This is a genomic window from Hymenobacter latericoloratus, from assembly GCF_014199535.1.
Taxonomy (GTDB): Bacteria; Bacteroidota; Bacteroidia; order Cytophagales; family Hymenobacteraceae; genus Hymenobacter; species Hymenobacter latericoloratus.
Genome location: NZ_JACHNV010000005.1, coordinates 272609 through 292231, shown reverse-complemented (window position 1 = coordinate 292231; position 19623 = coordinate 272609). Strand labels below are relative to the sequence as shown.

The following is a 19623-nucleotide window of genomic DNA, read 5'->3' as shown; positions in this document are numbered from 1 at the left end:
GTACTTCCCCTTTGATAATGGTGGCTTTAGCCCGGGTGTTCACCTCTTCCCATTCCGAACAGAGTCGTTAAGCCCCGGAGCGCCTATGGTACTGCCTTCACCGGCGGGAGAGTCGGTCGCCGCCAACCTTATCTGGCCCATGCCCCCCGCGACTTCGTGCTGCGGGGGGCATGTTGCATTTATACCTCCTCCCAACCCCCCACACCGCCCCTGCCCCCCGCCCGACCGGGCCAGGAGTGCCTAGCTTGGCCCTGAGTGTTGGGAGCAACTGCCGCTCAACCCCCCCGCGCTGGTACGCCTCCCAACTACTAGCTGGTTAGTGAGGAGAGCTATATTCAGTTGCACCTGACTTTCTATCGCGACATCGTTATCATAAAACAGGGGATATGCATGTATCGCATATCCCCTGTTTTATAACTCGTGTGTACTATGCCTTTGGCCCTGCTATAACCTCATGCATGGATGTAGGTGATAAATATTGCTGTGCCAGGGCCAACAATGTAGCTGCTTCAACGGCTTGTATGCGTTCTACAAACTGGTTGTAGTAATCATCTGGAAGCTGATAGAATACGATGGTTTTGTATTTGTCGCATTGCTCAAAGACTGTACTTAGCTCATTAGCGAACTTGCCGGTCATATAATTTTTAACAGTCTGTAATTCATCGGCCGGAATGAGCTCGTTTTGCAGTTGAGTCAATTCGGAGTGAACTTCTTTGATAGCAGCGTCGGCGCTGGCTGCATTGACGTCGGAGCTTATAACAAAACTGGTAGCATGTTCGCGCGGGCTGATACTAGCATAAATGCCGTAAGTAAAGCCTTTGTCTTCACGAATGTTCTTCATAAGACGCGAACCGAAATAGCCGCCTAATACCTTAACTAGTACCTGAAGTTCGTAGACTTGCGGGTGGCTCAAGGCGGGCCATAAACGGCCAATGCGTAGTGAAGCCTGTAGGCTGTCTTTAACGGGAACGTAGTCGTGCTCAGAAGGAACAACTGAGACTGCAGCAGGTACTTGAAGTTGAGCAGACACGTTGCTTGTGCTGTATGTGCCTAAACTGCGCTTTACAAGAGCATCGTGCTCCGCTGTAATATCACCGCAAAGGAATATCTCGCTTTGTGCCAAGTCATATGCTTGGCGATGAAACTCGCGAACCTGCTCAGTAGTGACAAGCTGAAAAGTAGCCTCGTCGAACTTGCTACCATACGGGTTATGCGCGCCGAATAAGTTATTGGAGAACTGCTCGGCCGCCAGATAACTTGTTTTTTGCCGCTCTACCCGTACGTTTTGGATGGTACGGGTCTTAAGAAGCGCAAGCTCGGATTCGGGGAAGGTAGGCTCGGTTAGCACATCAAGTACTAAAGGAAGCAGCTTCTGCAAATGACGAGTTAGGCAATACAGGGTTAACGTGGCCCGGTCAAAGCCTTGCTCGCATTCCAGGGAGGCACCATAGAAAGCAACCTCATCCGCAATCTGACGGGTAGTGCGGGTACGGGTGCCTTCCAAGAGCATACGAGCCGTTAGCAAGGATACGCCGGGAGCAGGCTCATACCATTTACCAGCTTTGAACACCACCTGCAAGCGCACAACGGGCTGGGCGCTGTTGCGCATGACATGGAGACGTGCTCCATTAGGGAGCAAAAACACGTCAGCCGCGGGCAGCGTTACGCGAGCCAGCGGCTGAACAGGAGGAGCGACTTTGCGGTCGAGCATCAAAAAGAAATATTAGTTGGTAGCATCACCAGAGCTGCCGAAGGCCTCGCTCAGTTCATTGAAGTTAAAGTGCAGAGACACACGCAATGTTTGCGCCAGCGGATTAGCTTTTGAGTTAGGAACAAGGTACGTTCCATCTACCCCGAATACTTGGTACCGCACACCAGCCCCAAAGCTGAGGTATTGCCGGTCGCCCTTCATAGGGTTTTCGTAAAAGTAACCCACCCGTGCCATCAACAGGTCATTGTAGGTGTACTCTAACCCGCCCGAAAGGTTGATTTCTTTTAGCTCCTCGCTAAATCCGCCCGGCGCATCACTGAATGAGCTAGTAATGCCCCGGACGATGCCGTAGTTAGCCCGCCGCTCATTCTCGGCTTGCACGCGGGCTACCAAGGCCGGATCCGTCTGGTTACCTTCCTCATAGTAGGGGGTAGGCACCAGCAGCTTGTTGGCATCTACGGTAAGCGTGATTTTGTTGTACGCGTCCAGCTCTTTGGTGATGGCAGTACCTAACCGAAAGGTAGTAGGTAGGAAATCAGGCTGGGAAGCGTCGGTATAGGAAATCTTGTTGCCAATGTTGGCTACTGCTGCTCCAAAGGCAAGATTGTATTCTCCTGCTCCAATGGAAAGATCCGTATTGTAATACGCACCCAGATCCACCGCTACGGCGTTACCGGGCTTGGTGTCGGTAATAGTGCCGCCGGTGAGGTTAGACCGGATGTAACGAACATTCAGGCCCACACCAAACTGGTCGCTCAGCTTTTGGCCGTAGCCTACGCTGAGGGCATACTCTTTGGGGTTGAACGTGCCATTGGAAGCGCCCGTGTTGGTACGGTACTGGATTTCGCCCAGGTTGAAGTACATCAAATTGGCCGATAGGGTAGCCCGTTCACCGATTTTGCTGGTGCCGCTGGCGTAGGCCAGGCCCATATCGTTGGCAATACTTGCCAGCCAGGGGGTGTAAGATAAGGACGCACTGTGCTGGTAGCGTACAAAACCCAACTTACCCGGGTTGTAGTACCCGGCGTTTGCATCGGGACTGATGGCAACGCCGGCCTCGCCCAAAGCCGCGGAGCGCGCATCGGGGCTGATGGTCAGGATGGGAACAGCGGTGGTAATGGCATTTACTTGGCTCTGAGCGTGAGCAGCAGCAGCCAAGCCCAGCAGACCCGGCAGCAACAGGGAGCGCAAGGTCAGGTTTGTCAGTGTCATAGAGAGGGAGGAAAAAATAGAGGCGGAAGGTAGGCGAAATACAGAAGCTTTTGGCTAGTTCAAGAGCACCAGCTTTTCAAATTTGGAAGTTGTGGATTTGTCGCGGGCCGACCGGACGCTAACCCGGTAGATGTACACCCCGCGGGCCAACTGATCCTGGTACTCGTCGCGGCCGTCCCAACTGATGGAAGAAACGTGCGGCGTGCTGCCGATAACCGGGGCCTGTAGTGTGCGAACCAGCTTGCCCGAAACCGTAAAGATCTGCACCTGCACATCCAGATCATCTCCCTGCCGGTTGTGGTCGAAGTGAAACGTAGTGGAAGTGGCAAACGGATTAGGGTAATTAAGTACGTGCTGGAGGGCCAGCTTCTGGGTGGGCGCGGCAATAAACTCAATGATTTCTTCTGCTGAGTTATTCCAGGTGTCCCAGGCTTTGACTCGCAACTCGTGTGGCCCGGGGCTTAAATTTTCAAACTGATACTTCACCTGACCCGCCTGGAAGCTATCTACTTTGGACGTATAGAACTTATTCAGAATAGTCACCTGCGAAGGATCACCATCAAGGGTAGCGGTTAGGTCATGGCCAATGCCCGTGCCCGCGGCGTTGATACCGCTCTCGTCGCGCAGATTGCCAATCAGGGTGGTGGTAGTACCGGTAGTACCGCCGAAAACAAATCCGTTTTCATTATCCATGAACAAGCGGATTCGCGGCGGAATGGTATCCCGGTAGGCTACCTGGGCCGCATCGCCTACCGGCACCAGCAGCTGGCCGTGGGCATCTGTGCGCGCGGCAGCATCGGCGGCGTAAACGCTGATTTTGCCTAGCCCAACCTGGTAGTTGATGTCTTTAGGCACTACAAACCGAACCTTAAACTCACCGTTGGTGATCGTAGCCGGCCCATCATAGAGAACGTTTTCGCGGATGGCTATGGGCGTGGGTGTATCGCCGGACTCATTGCCCAGGGTAGTAACGGTAGATTTCTTTTCGAACACCTGCACCTGCGCCGTGCCGCTGAAGCGGCTGTTACGCTGCCCGGCCTGCCGAATCTCCCCCTGAATTTCCACCTGCTTCAGCGCTTTCAACGTATCTGGTTGGGCTGCGAAAGCCGATTTGCCGTTGATGGCCGTTATGGCAGCTTCCTGCTGTGGATAAGCCAGGCGCATGGAGGGGTCGCCGAGTAGGGCATAGTTGCGGTTATTGTCGCCGAAGACGGCCGCGTTCTTGGTGGCCCGGCAAATATCGCCTGTGCGGGGCATGGTGCCATCGGGTAGCGGAGTGAACAGGTCGCGAAAAAACTCGATGGCCATGGTCTGATTGCGGTCGGCGTACACGACGCGCGTTGTCGTGAACAAGCCAATGGCACCCCCACTGATATCCGTCAGGGATTGTTCGCCGGCGGAAGTGAATTCCGGGTTATCGTAGGTACTAAAGTCGCAGGTGCCGGTGAACAGGAACGCCAGCCGGTTGGTGTTCTGCAGTCGCAGCACGGAGGCGTTGGTAAGAATCTGCTCGTCGGCCCAGCCCTTGGGGCCACCGTGCCCGATGTAGTTAATCAGCAGCGACCCTTGCTCAAAAGCCTCGTCGATGGAGCGTTCAGCGGCGGGCGAGCGTTGTCCGGCTGCTACAATCACTTGCGGGTACAGATCAAGGTAGTGCTTGTACACGTTGTAAGAGCGGGCCGTGGCGGCCGTGTCCAGTGGTGCCGTGAGCTCCTCGGTATAAGAGGTGAACAAGTTCCGGTCACCGTCGTCGGTTACGAAGGACAGGCGGTTGCGCCATTTGCCAAAGCTGGCCGGCGAATCGTAGGCAATCAGTTTGTCGGTTACCAACCGGGCCTGCTCCACCGTACGAACCGGCAGGCGGCCAATACCAATATCTAATAGCTCATCGCTGTGGTTGGGTAGCCAAGCGCCCTCGTTGTCGTCCAGCAGGCCGTAGTAATCGTCGGAGGAGTAGGTGATGCCCTGACCGCCGGGGCGGACACCCATAATCAGGTCAAAGCTTTCCACCGACTCATATACCGGGACAAAATTCTGGTTGATCTTATTGGCGTTGGCCGGCAGCCGGTCCTTCCACCAGCCGGGCAGCTGGTCGGGGGCATTGGTGGGGTCGGCTTTGTAGTCGTAGGAAGCATCGCCGAAGAGGAGCAGATACTGGCGCTTGCCGGCCGGGGCACGGTCATACACCATCTTCATAAAGTCGCGGATGGCAGTTACATCCTGCCCCCCCGAGCCGAACTCGTTGTACACCTGGGTGGTAGTGACTACCTGCGTCGCCAATCCATCGTGGGAGGTGCGGTGGGCAGCCAAGCGGTTGGCTTCGGCTAAGAAAGCTGGATGCGTGAGCACTACCAGTTCGAGCTTGCCATCGAGGTTCAGTGCGTGCAGGTTCTGGTTGGCTACCCGGCCAAAGCCACGAGGGGTAGGAAAGCTACTGCCGCTGAAGGCAACAAACTCGCGGAGCGTATCGGTGCGGGCCAGAAATACGCCATTGGTAGCTGCTACCTCGGCCGGGCGCCGCGGGTTGGTAACCTCCCAAATGGTAGCGCCCGCCGCATTCCCCAGTTCGAACTGGCTGATGGCGGCCGGAGCGATATTTTCAAGGGAGCGGAACTCCAGCAGAGTGCCGGGGAAGCGCAACTGGCGGCGGGCATTTAGCTCCAGATAATCGAGGTAGCCCTTGGCGGCCGGGTCGTTGCTACCGTTAAAGCTGAGCGCAACTTTAATTTCGGGGGTAGGCGCCGCGGGCACGGGGTAGGTGAACGTGGTCAGGCTGGTGTTGGCAATTTCGGGGTAGCACCAGGAGCCACTGGTGCAGTTATAGCCCGGCACCCGCTGGCTAACGGCCGTTTGGCCATTCACGGCGTTCTGGAAGAACGTATCCGACGACGAAGCAGCTGCAACCGCCGACGTTATCTGCACGGCAGCACCGGGCACCAGGTCAGGAACCGTAAAGGAAAACGTTTTCTGATCCGTAGTTGAGAAATGCTCACCCAACCAAGTGCGACCCGATTTAGCCAGATTGATTAAATCAAGCTCGTAAAACTGACGTTCCGTGAAGGCCGTGATGCGAGCCGAAGCCGGCCCGGAAACGACGGGTGCCGGGGCTACCCGCCGGCCGGGCGTGCTGCCTACCGTCAGGAAATAGTAAGCCGTGTCGGTGTAGGGATTCAGCTGGTGCTGGAAGCGCGCCGCGTTGCCCGCACGCGTCCAGGTGTGCGGGCCGCGGGCGTAAAACAGAAAATACTCGTTGTCATCGAGGGTAGCGTTGGCGTCGCCCACGAAACGGATGGCATTTTCGGCCAGATCATCGGGGCGGTACGCTTGGCTGGCCTGGGGTAGGGTACCCATGGCATTGCCAAACAGGCGCAGGCGGGCCGGGTCCAGCGTCTGTACCGGCAGCCCCAGGTCGGCCAGTGCTTTTTTATCGAGCTTATAAATGCCGCTGCCGGGCACGCCAATCTTATACCAGCTACCCTGGCTTAGCACCGAGGACTGGGCGTAGGGGCGGGTGGCTGCCGTGGGCCGCCGGGCCGCACTGCTGTAGGCATAGGTAAAGGAAACCAGCTTTTCGGCCTGCCCGGTTTGCGGATTGCGGCGCAGCGGCTGCACGGCCAGTAGTGTAACCGGCTGGTGCCGCTCCATGCCCGGGGTTACACGAATGGCGGGCACCGCTGGCAGTGCAGCGGCATCTAGCTGGCGGGCTTCGGTGGCAGAAACGGGCTCGTAGGTGGTTTCGCGCAGACTGCCCGTGCTAATTGTGCCAGTCAGTTTAAGCTGGTAGGTGCCTACCTGCTCGTTGGGCTGAAAGAGGGCGCCCCGAAAAGAAGGTACTTGCCGGGGCTGGCCGCGGATAAGTGCGGGCACCGAACCTGCCCAACTGATACGAGCATGCACCAACTGCTCTGCACTCTGTGCCCGCGCTGAATAACCCGCGCCCAGGCCTATTCCCAGAAGAGTAAGCAACCAGAAAGTAAAATACCGCATAGACAGGCGCAGAAATCAAAACAAAATAAAGCGGCAGCTTTCGGGGGGGCAACAGGTTGGGACGCAACACAGTTCAGCGCACAGTCATTAACTGCCCAGCCTATAAGAATATTGCGACCTAGCGCGGAAAAATAATTGCCCGCTCTCCCTACGGTGGCCTGCGCTTGGGGTGCCGACCTACGCGGCCTGAGCGGTTTTGGGTCGCGTCAGTAGGGAGAGCAGCACGTACAACAGAATAATCAGAGGAATGGCTACTGCACCCAGCCCCAAAAGCAGCCCTACGCTCAGCAGCAGGAACAAGAACCGAACCTGATTGCCCTGCCAGCGGAAAGACTTGAATTTAAGCGCAAACAAGGGCAACTCGGCCACCAGCAAGCCGGAAAGCACTACGGCCAACACCAGCAGCACCCACGGGTTCAGAATAAACCGGGTTACGCCAAAAGTATCGTAGGCCAGAATCAGGGGCAGCGAAGCTACTACCAGCGTGCAGGCCGGGGTAGGCAGCCCAATAAACGAGTCGGATTGGCGGGTATCGTTATTGAACTTAGCCAGGCGCAGGGCCGAAAACACGGTGACCACAAACCCCGCGTAGGGTAGCCAGGTCAGCAAATCGGCGCCGGCCTGGCGCAGCAGATCGAACAGAAAAGCTCCAGGCACTACCCCAAAAGAAATTACGTCGGCCAGAGAGTCCAGGTCCTTACCGATGGGCGAGGAAACGTGTAGGGCCCGCGCCAACAGACCATCGAAGAAGTCGAATACCGCCGATAGCCCCACGAAATAGGCGGCCGTTTCTAGTTCGCCAGCGAAGATGTGGCACAGGGCCAAGCAGCCCGAAAACAGATTCAGACAAGTAACCGCGTTGGGGAGGTGTTTTTTCAAGGGGGAGAAAGTAATGGCCTACGAATAGAGCAAGCAACGCTGCGCCAGAGGGCTGGTATCTACTGCAGAAACGGATTGGTACGGCGCTCCTGGCCTACCGTAGTAGCAGGGCCGTGGCCGGGGTACACCACCGTGTCGTCGGGGAGGGTGAATAATTCGGTCTTGATGCTGGAAATGAGGGTAGCATGGTCGCCGCCAGGTAAATCAGTGCGGCCAATGCTGCCCTGAAACAGCACGTCGCCTCCGATAACGGTGCTGCTAGAGGCATGGTAAAACACTACGTGACCCGGCGCGTGGCCTGGGGCAAAGTGCACTGCCAGCTCCGTGTTGCCGAAGCGCACCGGCTCGCCGGGCGTCAGAAAGCCCGTGGGCTCGGCGGGCACGTAGCGGGCGAAGCCGTAGCTGGGCGCGTACGCCGGCACGGCCCGTAGCGTGGCCAAATCTGCTTCATGAATCAGGAAAGGTACCTGGTATGTGCCCAGAATAAACTGATTGCCCAGTACATGATCAATATGGCAGTGCGTGTTCAGAAGCAGCACTACCCGTAGGCCCTGCTGCTCAATAAAGCGGCGTAGGGCTTCCTGCTCGGCCCGCTCGTAGCAGCCGGGGTCGATGACCACGCACTGGCCCGTGGCATCATGCAGGAGGTAGGTGTTTTCGGAAAAGGCGTTGAAGGTAAAGCCGGAAACAGTCATGCGGTAGAAAAAGGCCCGACGTAGCGCCGGGCAGATTTAGGAGGGTAAGTTACGAAGGAGTAAATAGACTAGCGGAGCCCGCCAGGCCAGTGGCGGCCGTCACCACGAAACTCTTCCTGCGTGTTGCGCGGTTACTGCGCTACTTAGTTCCTCATATCTCTCTGTACCTTGCCCCGATGACACGCATTGACTACCTTATAATAGGATATGGCATTGCCGGCGCTACCCTGGCGGCCGAGCTACGGGGTAGGGGCCGGCAGGTGCTGGTGCTGGATACGCCCCAGCCGGACTCCGCCTCGCGGGTGGCGGCGGGCCTGATAAATCCGGTGGCGGGCAAGCGGTTTGCACTAGCCTGGCGGGCCGCTGAGTTGCTACCAGCGGCGGCGGCGTTCTATCGCGCGCAGGAACGCCGGCTGGGGCAGCGGTTTTTCTTTGAGCTGCCCATTCTGAAGTTATTTTCATCGGTAGGTGAGCAGAACAGCACTATAGCCCGCAGCGCCGACCAGCCCTGGCAGGATTTTGTAGAAGACCCCGGCGCTCCGCTACCAGCCCGGCCCGGCGTCCGGCAGGAGCTGGGCGGCCTTTGTATCCGGCGCGGGGGCTACGTGCGGGTAGAAGAGCTGCTGACCGCGCTGGCCGCAGAAGGCCGGCAGGAAGGCTGGCTCCGGCCCGAAACTTTCGACTGGGCCCAGCTGGTTGCCCAGCCGGAGGGTGGCTACCTCTACGCCGGCCGGGTGCAGGCCCGCCACGTGGTGTGCTGCGAAGGCGCGGCCGTTGCCCAGAACCCCTACTTTCAGTGGCTACCGGTTACGCCTAACCAAGGCGAAGTGCTGGACGTGGCCTGCCCCGGCCTACCCGAAACGGAGGTTCTGAACAAAGGCGCCTACGTAGTACCGCTGGGCGCGGGCCAGTTTCGGGTGGGCGCTACCTACCGGTGGCCACCTTTCGCGGTGAGCACTACCCCGGAAGCCCGCCAGGAGCTAAGTCAGCGCCTACACGAGCTAACCGACCAGCCTTTTCAGGTGACGGGGCAGCGGGCCGGGGTGCGCCCCGCCGTGCGCGACCGGAAGCCGCTGCTGGGAACCCATCCGGCCCTGCCGAACGTACATATTTTCAATGGCTTGGGCTCGAAAGGGGTGATGATGGCCCCCCGGCTGGCTCAGGTAATGGCCGACTGGCTGGAAAAAGACCTTGCGCCTTGGCCGGAGGTCAATATTCGGCGGTATTTTACGTTATATTCTCCGGGCCCGGCTGCTACCGGGCCGGCTTCTCCTGCATCCCGCTCCTAGCATTCTTCTATGAGGCACATATTCTTTCTTTGCCGGCCCGATGTACGTCGGCCGGCCGGCCTAGCGGCTCTGCTGCTGGGGCTGGCTTTTTCTAACTCTACGGCGGTGGCCCAAACGGCTCAGGAGCCATTTGGGCGGGTGCGCATCCAGTACAAAGACTTCAACTGGCAGCAACTCAGCACCCAAAACTTCAACATCTACTTTTACGCCGGCGGCGAGGCCAATGCGCGCCACGCGGCCGAGTACGCTGAAAAGGAGCTGCAGCGCATTACCGGGCTGATTGGGTACTATCCGTACTCCAAAACCACCATTATGCTCTTTAACTCTGTCGGTGACCTGCGGCAGAGCAACGTGGGGCTGGATGCTGACAAGTACGCTACCGGCGGCGAAACCTCCCTGGTACGCTCCACCAAGGTGCAGATAGCCTTTCAGGGGCAGCAAACCCGCTTCAAGCAGGAGCTGAGCAACCGCATTACCCGAGTGCTGCTCAATGACATGATGTACGGCGGCTCGCTGAAGGAAGTCATCCAGAGCACCTACCTGCTGCAACTGCCGAACTGGTTTATCAGCGGGGCCTCGGCGTATGCTTCCCAGGGCTGGAGCGTGGAAATGGACGACTACATGCGTACCATGACCAAGGAGTACGAGGGCAACCGGACGGCACCTTTCTTTCTGCGCAACCCCGAGTTAGCGGGCCAAAGCATCTGGAACTACATTGCCGAGCGCTACGGCTATACGTCGGTGCAGAACATTCTGAACCTGACGCGCATTACCCGCGACGTGGAAGTGGGCATCAGCTCCTCGCTGAACGTGCCGTACAAAGTGTTCCTGAAAGACTGGCTGGGCTACTACCGCCAACTCAACGCCCAACCCCAGACCCCCTACCTGGACCTGAGCAAAGACCGGCGCATTGTGCGTAACAACCGCAAGGGCACCATTTACAGCCAACCCGTTTTCAGCCCGAACGGCCAGCGGCTGGCGTACGTGCAGAACGACATGGGCCGCTACCGGGTGGTAGTAATTAACAAGAACGGCCGGGGCCGCGACATTATCCACCGGGGTGGCTACAAAACCCCCGATCAGGAGGTGGAAACGCGGTTGCCGGTACTAGCCTGGCGCAGCAATGGGCAACTGGCCGTGGCCGAAATGGACAAGGGCTACCTGACCCTGCAGCTCCGGGACGCCGACGGGGGCATTGCCAACATGGCGGCGCGCCTGAAAAGCCTGCTGCCCTCTTTTGGTCGGAGTACGTCTTTGTTCGCGCAGTTCTCGCAGATTACCGACCTCAGCTACTCGCCCGATGGCAAGTCGCTCGTATTTAGCGGGGTGCGCAACGGGCAGGCCGATTTATATTTGCTGCGGGCCGGTAGCCGGACGCCGGAAAAGCTGACCAACGACGTATTTGATGACGTGGAGCCAGCCTTCCTGCCCGGTGGCAGCGGCATTGTGTTCAGCTCCAACCGCTGGCTCGATTCGGCCGGGACGGCCAAGGGCAGCTTCGGCACGGTCGTCAACAACTACGACCTCTACCTCTACCACCTCGATGGCCGGCAGCAGCCGGTGGAAGTGCTGGCCAACACCATTTCCAACGAAGGACGCCCCCGGGCCATTTCTGACTCCGAAATTCTGTTTGCCAGCGAGGAAAGTGGAGTGCGGAGCCTCTACCGCCTCTCGCTGGCTACCAAGCAGTACCGCCCCGTCACGAGCTTCCTGGCCAACATCGAGGACTACGACTACAATGCCGCCACGGGCACGCTGGGGTTGGTAGCCGCCGAAGAAGCCCGCGACTATGTGTATCTGTATCAGAACTACCAGCTTCCGGAAAACCTGACGTTATATAAAACGGCGCGCCAGGAAACCCTGGAAGACCGCTCGAAACCGGCGAAGGCCGCCGTGCCGGCCGCCAACCGCCCGGGCCCAACCGTAGCCAATGCTGCCCAGCAAAGCCAGGGCCAGCCAGCTACCACCGCCCCTGAAACACCGGCAGCGCCTACCCCCACGGCTACGCCTGACTCGGTTGCGGCGGCACCGGCTCCGGTTCCGGCCCCCAAGTCAACTGGCCGCATTAACACCAGCGACTACGAGTTTGACGAAGACATTCCGGCCTCGCGGGCTACCCCCACGCCGGCCGCTAAGCGGCGTGCTGCTCCGATGGTGGCGCTGCCCCAGGCTGCCCCCGCCGAGTCGATTGCGCCCGTAGGACCGTTCCGGTACGATACGCGCTTCAGCATCGATAACGTAGTGTCGTCGTTGTACGCCGATCCGCTGCTGGGTCTGGGGCTGATAGGGGAGGTGAACATGTCGGACCTGATGGAAGACCACCGCATCCGGGCCGGAATTTTCGCCCTCACGGACCTGCGCACCAGCAACATCTTCGCGGAGTACACCAATCTGAAGCACCGCTATGACTGGAGCGTGCGCTATCAGAAGCAAGCTTATTTCTTTGACACCGAACAGGGCGACCGGGTTCGGTTCGGGCGTCATGAAATAGCGCCTACCATTGCCTACCCCCTCACCCACAACCTAAGCGTACGCGGCGGCCCGCGCTTCGTGAACGTGAGCCGCCGCTCCTTCCGGGACCTGCCCGGCAGTAAGGATAGCAACACGAACTATCTGGGCGGGGCCGGCGAAATTGTATTCGACAATTCTATTGTGACCGGGGTAAACATGCTGCAGGGCACGCGCATGAAGGTCGGCATGACCCGCCTCTACGACACGGACGGCAGCAACCAGGATTTCACCAAGATTTACGTTGACCTGCGTCACTACCAGAAAATTCACCGCCAGCTGATCTGGGCCAACCGCGTCAGCTTCGGGCAGTACATTGATGGCGGCTCGTCGCAGCCCTTCTTTCGCTTGGGTGGTATGGATAACTGGCTGAACGCCAGCTACGAGGACGACCAGATTATTTCGGCTGATGGAGAAACCCCGGACATCTCAGAGCTGCCCCCGACGCAAATGTTTTACCAGCAGTTTGTAACTAATCTGCGCGGGTTTGACTACAGCAAGCGGGTAGGGCAGAAGTACGTGCTCCTGAACACCGAGCTGCGCCTGCCTATTATCCAGTACTTCTCGCGTAATCCCATCGAGTCGGGCTTCTTCCGTAATCTGCAGCTGACGGCCTTCGGGGATATGGGCACTACGTACTCAGGGGCTAACCCCTTCAGCGTTAACAACTCCAATAATACCCAGATTAACCCCGGTAACCTGGGTAATGGCAATAGCTTCACCGGCACGGTTATCAACTTCGCCGACCCCATGCTGTACGGCTACGGGGCGGGCATCCGGACCACCATGCTGGGCTTCTACGTGAAAGGCGACGTGGCCTGGGGCCGGGAGCAGTACACCGAGAAAGGGCCCAAAGTGTACGTAACCCTGGGCTACGATTTCTAACCTAAGCCCTGGGCTTGTGTAGCCCGCGCCAGTGCTAAAGCCGGCCTTCCCTTGTAGCGGGGGAGGGCCGGCTTTTTGTGTTGACCGCCCCTAAAGGCGGCCACCGCTAGCCGCGTTGCGCTATTCGGGGAGTAATGCGGGGTAATCCGGGAGTTGGGTTGTATCTTTGTGGTCCTTTTACCAGCCGTGTTGCCGTGACGCTACTAAGCGAAATTTGGGTGTTGATGCAGAAGGACTTCCGTCTGGAATGGCGCCAGCGGGCCGCCCTGAACGGGATGCTCCTCTACGTCGGCAGCACGGTGTTCGTATGCTACCTCAGCTTTTCACTGCGCGGCGGACAGCTGCCGGCCCCGGCCTGGAATGCACTGTTCTGGATTGTGCTGCTGTTTTCGGCCGTGAATGCCGTAGCCAAAGGGTTTCTGCAGGAAAGCCGGGGGCGTATGCTCTACTACTACACCGTGGTGCGGCCCCAGGCCGTGATTCTGGCCAAAATAAGCTACAACGCCCTGCTGCTGCTGGGGCTGGCCCTGGTCGCCTTCGGGCTATACGCCACGGTGCTGGGCAATCCGGTGCAGAACGTGCCGTTGTTTGTGGGCAACGTGGTACTTGGGGCCTTGGGCTTTGCCAGCACCCTTACCCTTGTTTCGGGCATTGCGGCCAAAGCTACCAACAGCAGTACCCTCATGGCCGTGCTGGGCTTTCCGCTGATGGTGCCCATGCTGCTGCTGCTGATCAAGGTTTCCAAGAACGCGCTGGACGGGCTGGAATTCGATGCTAGCCAAACTTCTTTGCTGACGCTGCTGGCCCTGAACATGATTGTGGGCGCTGTTTCCTACCTGTTGTTTCCTTTTCTGTGGCGCTCCTGATGGGGCGCCGTAGTGTGTGCTATGACCAGTAAGAAACAGCTTCCGATTCCTGCACAAAATAAGCATCTGGCTTGTTGGAGCATTGCCAACCCGAGCCAGATGCCCGGCCACTCGGGCCGGGTTCCGGCGGCGTTTCACTTCTCACCTCTCTGTATCCATGTCTAGAAGAAACTGGTGGAAAGCCCTGAGCGTGGTGCTGCTGCTGTACGTGGCCGTTGCGGGGCTGCTGATGCCGGTGCCCCGGCTGGCTATCCTCAACGAAAGCATCCGCAACCTGTACTTCCACGTGCCCATGTGGTTCGGGATGACGGCCATTCTGCTGGCCTCAGTGTACTACTCGGTGCGGTACCTGCGCACGCCTACGCCCGAGCTGGACATCCGGGCGCACGAGGCGGCCCGCACGGGTATTCTGATGGGGTTGGTCGGGCTGGCCACGGGTAGCATCTGGGCCCGCTTTACCTGGGGAGCCTGGTGGACCAACGACCCTAAGCTGAACGGGGCGGCCATTGCCATGCTGATTTATGGTGCCTACCTGGTGCTGCGCTCCTCCTTTACCGATGAGCAGCAGCGGGCCCGTATATCGGCCATCTATAACATCTTCGCCTTTGCCACGGCCATGCCGTTGTTCTACATCCTGCCCCGCCTCACCGACTCGCTGCACCCCGGCGCGGGCGGCAACCCGGCCTTCGCCAAGTACGACCTCGACAGCGACATGCGGCTGGTGTTCTACCCGGCCGTTATCGGCTGGACTTTACTGGCTTTCTGGCTGGCCCAGCTAGCTAGCCGCGTTTCCCTGCTTAAACAAAAAGTGTATGAAAAACAGCTTGCCTAAGCTGCGCACCGGGCTTTTGCTGCTGGTAGCGCTGCTGCTGCCGGCCCTGCGGATAGCCGCTCAGGCCACCGCGCCCAACGAGCCTGAAATGGCGGACACCCTGCGCCAAAACGGTAAAATTTACGTGGTAGTGGCCGTCATTGCCGTAGTGCTGGCCGGGCTGCTGTTCTTTCTGATTTCGCTGGACCGCAAGCTGAGCCGGCTGGAAAAAGAAGTCAGGGAGTAAGCCGGCAGGTGCCTGCTGCTCGGTGAGCTAAGCAAAATCATCCGTTGATAATCACGCTATTTCACCATTTCGGCGGACCTTTGCAGTTGCTTTTGTTGTTCTGAATGTCCTCGGCTCCGGGTGGAGCCAACCTGTTGTACCCCGACATGAAAAAAGCCCACATCCTTGCCATTGCCGTTATTGCCGTGGCTATTGGTATCATCATGAGCGCCGCCGGTGATGCCAGCGTGTATGTATCATTCAAGGAAGCCCGGGAGCGGGCCGCCGAGGGAAACCTGACCAAAGTGCACGTAGTGGGGCGCCTACCCCGCGACGTGCAGCAGAACATCATGGGCCTGGAGTACAATCCTACTCTGGACCCCAACTACTTTGCTTTCACGCTGGTTGATACCAACCGCATTGCCCAGCGCGTGGTGTACTTCAACCCCAAGCCCCAGGACTTCGACAAGTCGGAGCAGGTAGTAATTACCGGCGCCATGCGCAACGACCTGTTTGTGGCCGATAAAATCCTGCTGAAGTGCCCCTCCAAGTACGTGGAGAAAGATATTAAGGATGCAACTGCCTCGGTTAACTAAACAGCCGGAATGAGCAGTGGCCGGTGCACGAAGCAATTTAAGAAGCAATCCGCCCCTTTCGGGCTGCGCTTTTTAAGTATGTCAGGGCTGCTGGTTGTCGGCTCGTTACAGGCTGCCCCGGCGCAGGTGCCGAACGATAACATTGAGCAGCGGCGGGTGCTGCGGCAAAACGAAGCCGCCACCTCTGCTACCACCAACTGCACCGTGCAGTGGTCGTGCGTGGAGGAAAAGCTCACCGGCAAGTGCATCGAATACCACAACGACCAGTGGTTTGAGTTTACCCCCCGTACTTCGGGCCGCTACTTCGTCAACATCGAAGGCCAGAAGTGCCGCGACACCCGCGGCGTGCAGCTGGTGGTCCTGACGGGCCAGCCCTGCGAGCCGGCTACGTACCGGGTGCTTTCCTGCACCTCGCTGGGTAGCCAGGATGATGTGTTTGTGACGCTGGACTCGTTGCGGGCCGGCCAGCCCTACTTGCTGGATGTGGATGGCTACCTCAAGGACTTCTGCCAGTTTACGCTTACCGTCAGCGACAAGCCCCGCGGGCTGCCCGCCCTGACGCCGCCCCAGGTAGCGTCGGTGGCATCTTCCACGAGCCGGCTGGTTTCTCTGCGCTGGACGCTGCCCGATTCGTTGGGGGCGCCGCGGGAGTTTCGGGTGCTGCGGCGCGAAGCGGCCGCGTTTCGGGCCACTGCCGTAGCGGTGGTACCGGTGCAGCGCACCACGTACGGCGCCACCAGCCCGGAGTACACCTGGACTGATACGCTCACGGCCCCCGGCCGCTACCTCTATCAGGTGATAACCGATGCCGATGAGGGCCAGCCGCCGGCCATCGTGCAGCAGCAATGGTACGCCTACAGCCTACCCCTGCCGCAGTCCGATAAAGCCAAAATACAGGCTGCGGCCGAGGCTGCTAAACGAACAGCCAAGACACAGCAGACGTGGGAGCGGCGCAGCCACCGGGCCCGAATAAAACGATTGGCCGGCCAACGGCACTAGTACTAAAAACAAGTTCATGCTGGCCGGGTAGTATACCGTCGGGCTAACATTCTCTCTTCAATGCAGTAGCACATGTTGAATACACTAATCGGCGACGTAGGACACTTAGGGGTCATCGTGGCGTTTGTAGCGGCCATTGTAGCGGCATACTCTTACTACAAAGCCTCGCAGGGCCGCGTCCTCGGCGACACGGATGCGGCGTGGCTGCGGCTGGGCCGGGGAGCATTTGCCCTGCATGGCCTGGCCGTGTTTGTGGTTATTGCCGCCCTGTTCGGCATCATCCATGGCCACCGCTACGAGTACTACTACGCCTGGAGCCACAGCAGCAACCACCTGCCCGTGTACTACATGATTTCCTGCTTCTGGGAAGGGCAGGAGGGTAGCTTCCTGCTCTGGATTTTCTGGCACGTACTCATCGGCTTTGTGCTGATGCGCTACAGCCGCCGCTGGGAGGCCCCCGTGATGGTGGTGTTTGCCGGCGTGCAGCTCTTCCTGACGTCCATGATTCTGGGAGTGGTGCTGGGCGGCTTGAAAATCGGATCCTCGCCCTTCATTCTGCTGCGCGACTTTATGCCGGATTTGCCGGTATTCAAGCTCAACCCTGATTTCGTACCCAAGGATGGTACTGGCCTGAACGCTCTGCTCCAGAACTACTGGATGGTGATTCACCCGCCCACGCTGTTCCTGGGCTTTGCCCTCACGCTGGTGCCGTTTGCCTACGCCATTGCCGGCCTCTGGAAAGGCGAGTTCACCAAGTGGGTGCGCCCGGCCATGCGCTGGACGCTGTGGGGCGGCTTGGTGCTGGGCGTAGGGATTATGATGGGCGCGTACTGGGCCTACGAAACCCTCAACTTCGGGGGCTACTGGAACTGGGACCCGGTAGAAAATGCCGTGTACATTCCGTGGCTGGTGCTGGTGGCTTCCTTGCACGGCCTGGTGCTGTGGCAGCGGAGCCGTACGGCCCTGCGCACTTCCTTCGTGCTGGTTATTGCCACCTTCCTGCTGGTGCTCTATGCTACCTTCCTCACCCGTAGCGGTGTATTGGGCAACGCCTCCGTGCACTCCTTCACCGACCTGGGCCTTTCCGGGCAGCTGATTATTTACCTGATGGCCTTTGTGGTGCTGGCCATTGCCCTGCTGGTATGGCGCTGGAAGCAGATTCCGGTTTCGGAGAAAGAACTGACCACCTACAATGCCGAGCTGTGGGTATTTGTGGGCGCTACCGTACTGTGCCTGGGCGCTTTCCAGGTGCTCTGGACCACCAGCATTCCGGTGTATAAGGCTTTCATGGGCTTTATTGGGATTACCACGAATGTGGCCCTGCCCGCCGACCAGATTCAGCACTACACCAAGGCCCAGCTCTGGATGGGGGTAGGGGTAGCCTTCTTCTCGGGGCTGGCCCAGGTGATGTGGTGGCAAAAGAACAACAAGGAGTCTCTGACCAGCTCCCTGACCGTACCCGGCATCCTGACGCTGCTGGGTGCCGCGCTGGTGATTCTGCTGGTGCAGTACTACGGCCTGAAAATGGAGGCGACCTACATCGTGCTCCTGACGGCCGCCCTATTCGGGGTGCTGGCCAACCTGGGCATGGTGTTCACTCTGATGAAGCGCAAGGTGAGCCTTTCCGGCGGGGGCGTCGCGCACATCGGCATTGCCCTGATGCTGCTGGGTATTCTGGCTTCGGCAGGCTACTCCAATATCATCAGCCAGAACGTATCGGGCCTGCTCTACTCGCGGGAGTTCGATGAAACCACCAACCGCGACAACGTGCTGCTGTGGCGCAACGACAAAGCTCCCATGGGCAAGTACGACGTCAGCTACACTGGTCAGTATCTCGATGTGCCCGGCGTACCGGGCTATGTAGATAAGCAGCTGCTCTTCCGCACCGCCGACGAGTACAAAGCCCTGGCCCGCGCTGACATTAAGCGCGGCGACAAACTGTACTACAAAGCCGGCGACACCGTGGAGATTCTGCCGGAAAATACCTATTACCGCGTCGAGTACAAGGACCGCAAAACCGGCGAAGCCTTCACGCTCTACCCCCGCGCCCAGATCAACGAGGAAATGGGTGACGGTCTGCTGGCCTCTCCTGATATCAAGCAATTCCTCAGCCACGACATCTACTCTCACGTAAGTGCCGTGCCCCCACCCGATAAGGAAAAGGATTGGAGCGAGGTGAAAGAGCACGTGCTGAGCGTAGGCGACACTATTTTCCTGAACGATTACCTAGCTGTGTTCCGCGGGGTAGAGCCCGCCCACCAGACCGCCGGCCTGGGCCTGACTAAAGGCGACCTGGCCATTCAGGGCGACTTCCTGGTGATGGGAGAGAAGAAGCAGTACCACGTCCACCCCGTGTTTGTGGTACGCAACCGTCTGATTGGCCGCGTGCCCGACGAGGTAGAAGACCTGGGCCTGCGCCTGAGCTTCCTGAACGTCGATCCGGAAAAGGGCAAGTTTACGTTCGGCGTGAGCACCACCCAGAAGGACTACATCATTTTGAAAGCCGTAGAGAAGCCCTTTATCAACCTGCTCTGGAGCGGTACGCTGCTCATGGCCGTCGGCTTTGGTATGGCCATTTACAAGCGCCGCCGCGAAACGGAGGCCTTTGTGGATCCTGCTGACGGCGAAAAGGTCCTTAACGTAACGCCTCAGCCCAAGGCGCGCCAAGTAGCCTAAGCATTGCCTTAGCCGCAGCAGAAAGCCCCGACTGGTATTCCGGTCGGGGCTTTTTGTTGGGGGGTAGTTGGCGGTTGCCCGGGGCGGCGCGTTGCACTGGGAAAGTCGGGGCAGGGCTCTAAGATTTCCTCTTAAACGACGCCGTACTTAAGTATTCGTCTCTGCACCGTTTCTGAATCTGCTATTAGAACAGCTTTGCTTGTATTCCATGCTGTTGAGGTCAGATGGTGGTTCCGTAAGTGGGGTTTTGCCGTGACCCTTTGCCGCAAGCGTCAGGCATAAA

The 19623-nt window shown here is 58.7% G+C and carries 13 protein-coding genes and 1 rRNA gene; 9 read left to right on the top strand and 5 right to left on the bottom strand.

All coding sequences use genetic code 11. From position 1 onward, the window contains the following. Positions 1–16 precede the first annotated feature (16 nt). Positions 17–128 (top strand): 5S ribosomal RNA (gene rrf / locus GGU46_RS17045). Between the two features lie 299 nt (positions 129–427). On the opposite strand, the gene GGU46_RS17040 is transcribed toward rrf, so the two are convergent. The 5 genes from GGU46_RS17040 to GGU46_RS17020 form a co-directional block, all read right to left on the bottom strand. Continuing rightward, positions 428–1711 (bottom strand): M16 family metallopeptidase, encoded by a 1284-nt coding sequence (locus GGU46_RS17040; protein WP_183404759.1) that lies wholly within the window; start codon positions 1709–1711, stop codon positions 428–430. 12 nt (positions 1712–1723) lie between these two features. Further along, the gene (gene porV / locus GGU46_RS17035) at positions 1724–2923 is read right to left on the bottom strand and encodes a type IX secretion system outer membrane channel protein PorV (RefSeq protein WP_183404758.1); all 1200 of its coding nucleotides are present in this window, start codon (positions 2921–2923) and stop codon (positions 1724–1726) included. A gap of 54 nt (positions 2924–2977) precedes the next feature. Continuing rightward, on the bottom strand, positions 2978–6910 hold the full coding sequence (gene porU, locus GGU46_RS17030) for a type IX secretion system sortase PorU (RefSeq protein WP_449405208.1): 3933 nt from the start codon (positions 6908–6910) through the stop codon (positions 2978–2980). 177 nt (positions 6911–7087) lie between these two features. Then, positions 7088–7789: a CDP-diacylglycerol--serine O-phosphatidyltransferase gene (gene pssA, locus GGU46_RS17025; RefSeq protein WP_183404756.1), complete on the bottom strand. Its 702-nt coding sequence runs from the start codon at positions 7787–7789 to the stop codon at positions 7088–7090. 59 nt (positions 7790–7848) lie between these two features. Continuing rightward, complete coding sequence (locus GGU46_RS17020) at positions 7849–8484, bottom strand: MBL fold metallo-hydrolase (RefSeq protein ID WP_183404755.1); 636 nt, start codon at positions 8482–8484, stop codon at positions 7849–7851. A gap of 176 nt (positions 8485–8660) precedes the next feature. Between GGU46_RS17020 and GGU46_RS17015 the strand changes: the two genes are divergently transcribed. From GGU46_RS17015 to ccsA, 8 genes are all read left to right on the top strand, one after another. Further along, positions 8661–9773 (top strand): NAD(P)/FAD-dependent oxidoreductase, encoded by a 1113-nt coding sequence (locus tag GGU46_RS17015; RefSeq protein WP_183404754.1) that lies wholly within the window; start codon positions 8661–8663, stop codon positions 9771–9773. Positions 9774–9782: 9 nt separating this feature from the next. Next, positions 9783–13166, top strand: coding sequence for a PD40 domain-containing protein (locus GGU46_RS17010; RefSeq protein WP_183404753.1), 3384 nt, complete (start codon positions 9783–9785; stop codon positions 13164–13166). 224 nt (positions 13167–13390) lie between these two features. Then, positions 13391–14032 (top strand): heme exporter protein CcmB, encoded by a 642-nt coding sequence (locus GGU46_RS17005; protein WP_183404752.1) that lies wholly within the window; start codon positions 13391–13393, stop codon positions 14030–14032. Positions 14033–14189: 157 nt separating this feature from the next. Further along, on the top strand, positions 14190–14864 hold the full coding sequence (locus GGU46_RS17000) for a cytochrome c biogenesis protein (RefSeq protein ID WP_183404751.1): 675 nt from the start codon (positions 14190–14192) through the stop codon (positions 14862–14864). Continuing rightward, positions 14845–15090 carry a CcmD family protein gene (locus GGU46_RS16995; RefSeq protein WP_183404750.1) on the top strand — a complete coding sequence of 82 codons (246 nt, stop codon included), beginning with the start codon at positions 14845–14847 and terminating at the stop codon, positions 15088–15090. Before GGU46_RS17000 ends, GGU46_RS16995 begins: the two co-directional genes overlap by 20 nt. 146 nt (positions 15091–15236) lie before the next feature. Next, positions 15237–15665: a cytochrome c maturation protein CcmE domain-containing protein gene (locus GGU46_RS16990; RefSeq protein WP_183404773.1), complete on the top strand. Its 429-nt coding sequence runs from the start codon at positions 15237–15239 to the stop codon at positions 15663–15665. Between the two features lie 78 nt (positions 15666–15743). Continuing rightward, complete coding sequence (locus GGU46_RS16985) at positions 15744–16664, top strand: hypothetical protein (protein WP_183404749.1); 921 nt, start codon at positions 15744–15746, stop codon at positions 16662–16664. Between the two features lie 72 nt (positions 16665–16736). Next, positions 16737–19340 (top strand): cytochrome c biogenesis protein CcsA, encoded by a 2604-nt coding sequence (gene ccsA, locus GGU46_RS16980; RefSeq protein ID WP_183404748.1) that lies wholly within the window; start codon positions 16737–16739, stop codon positions 19338–19340. Positions 19341–19623: the final 283 nt, after the last annotated feature.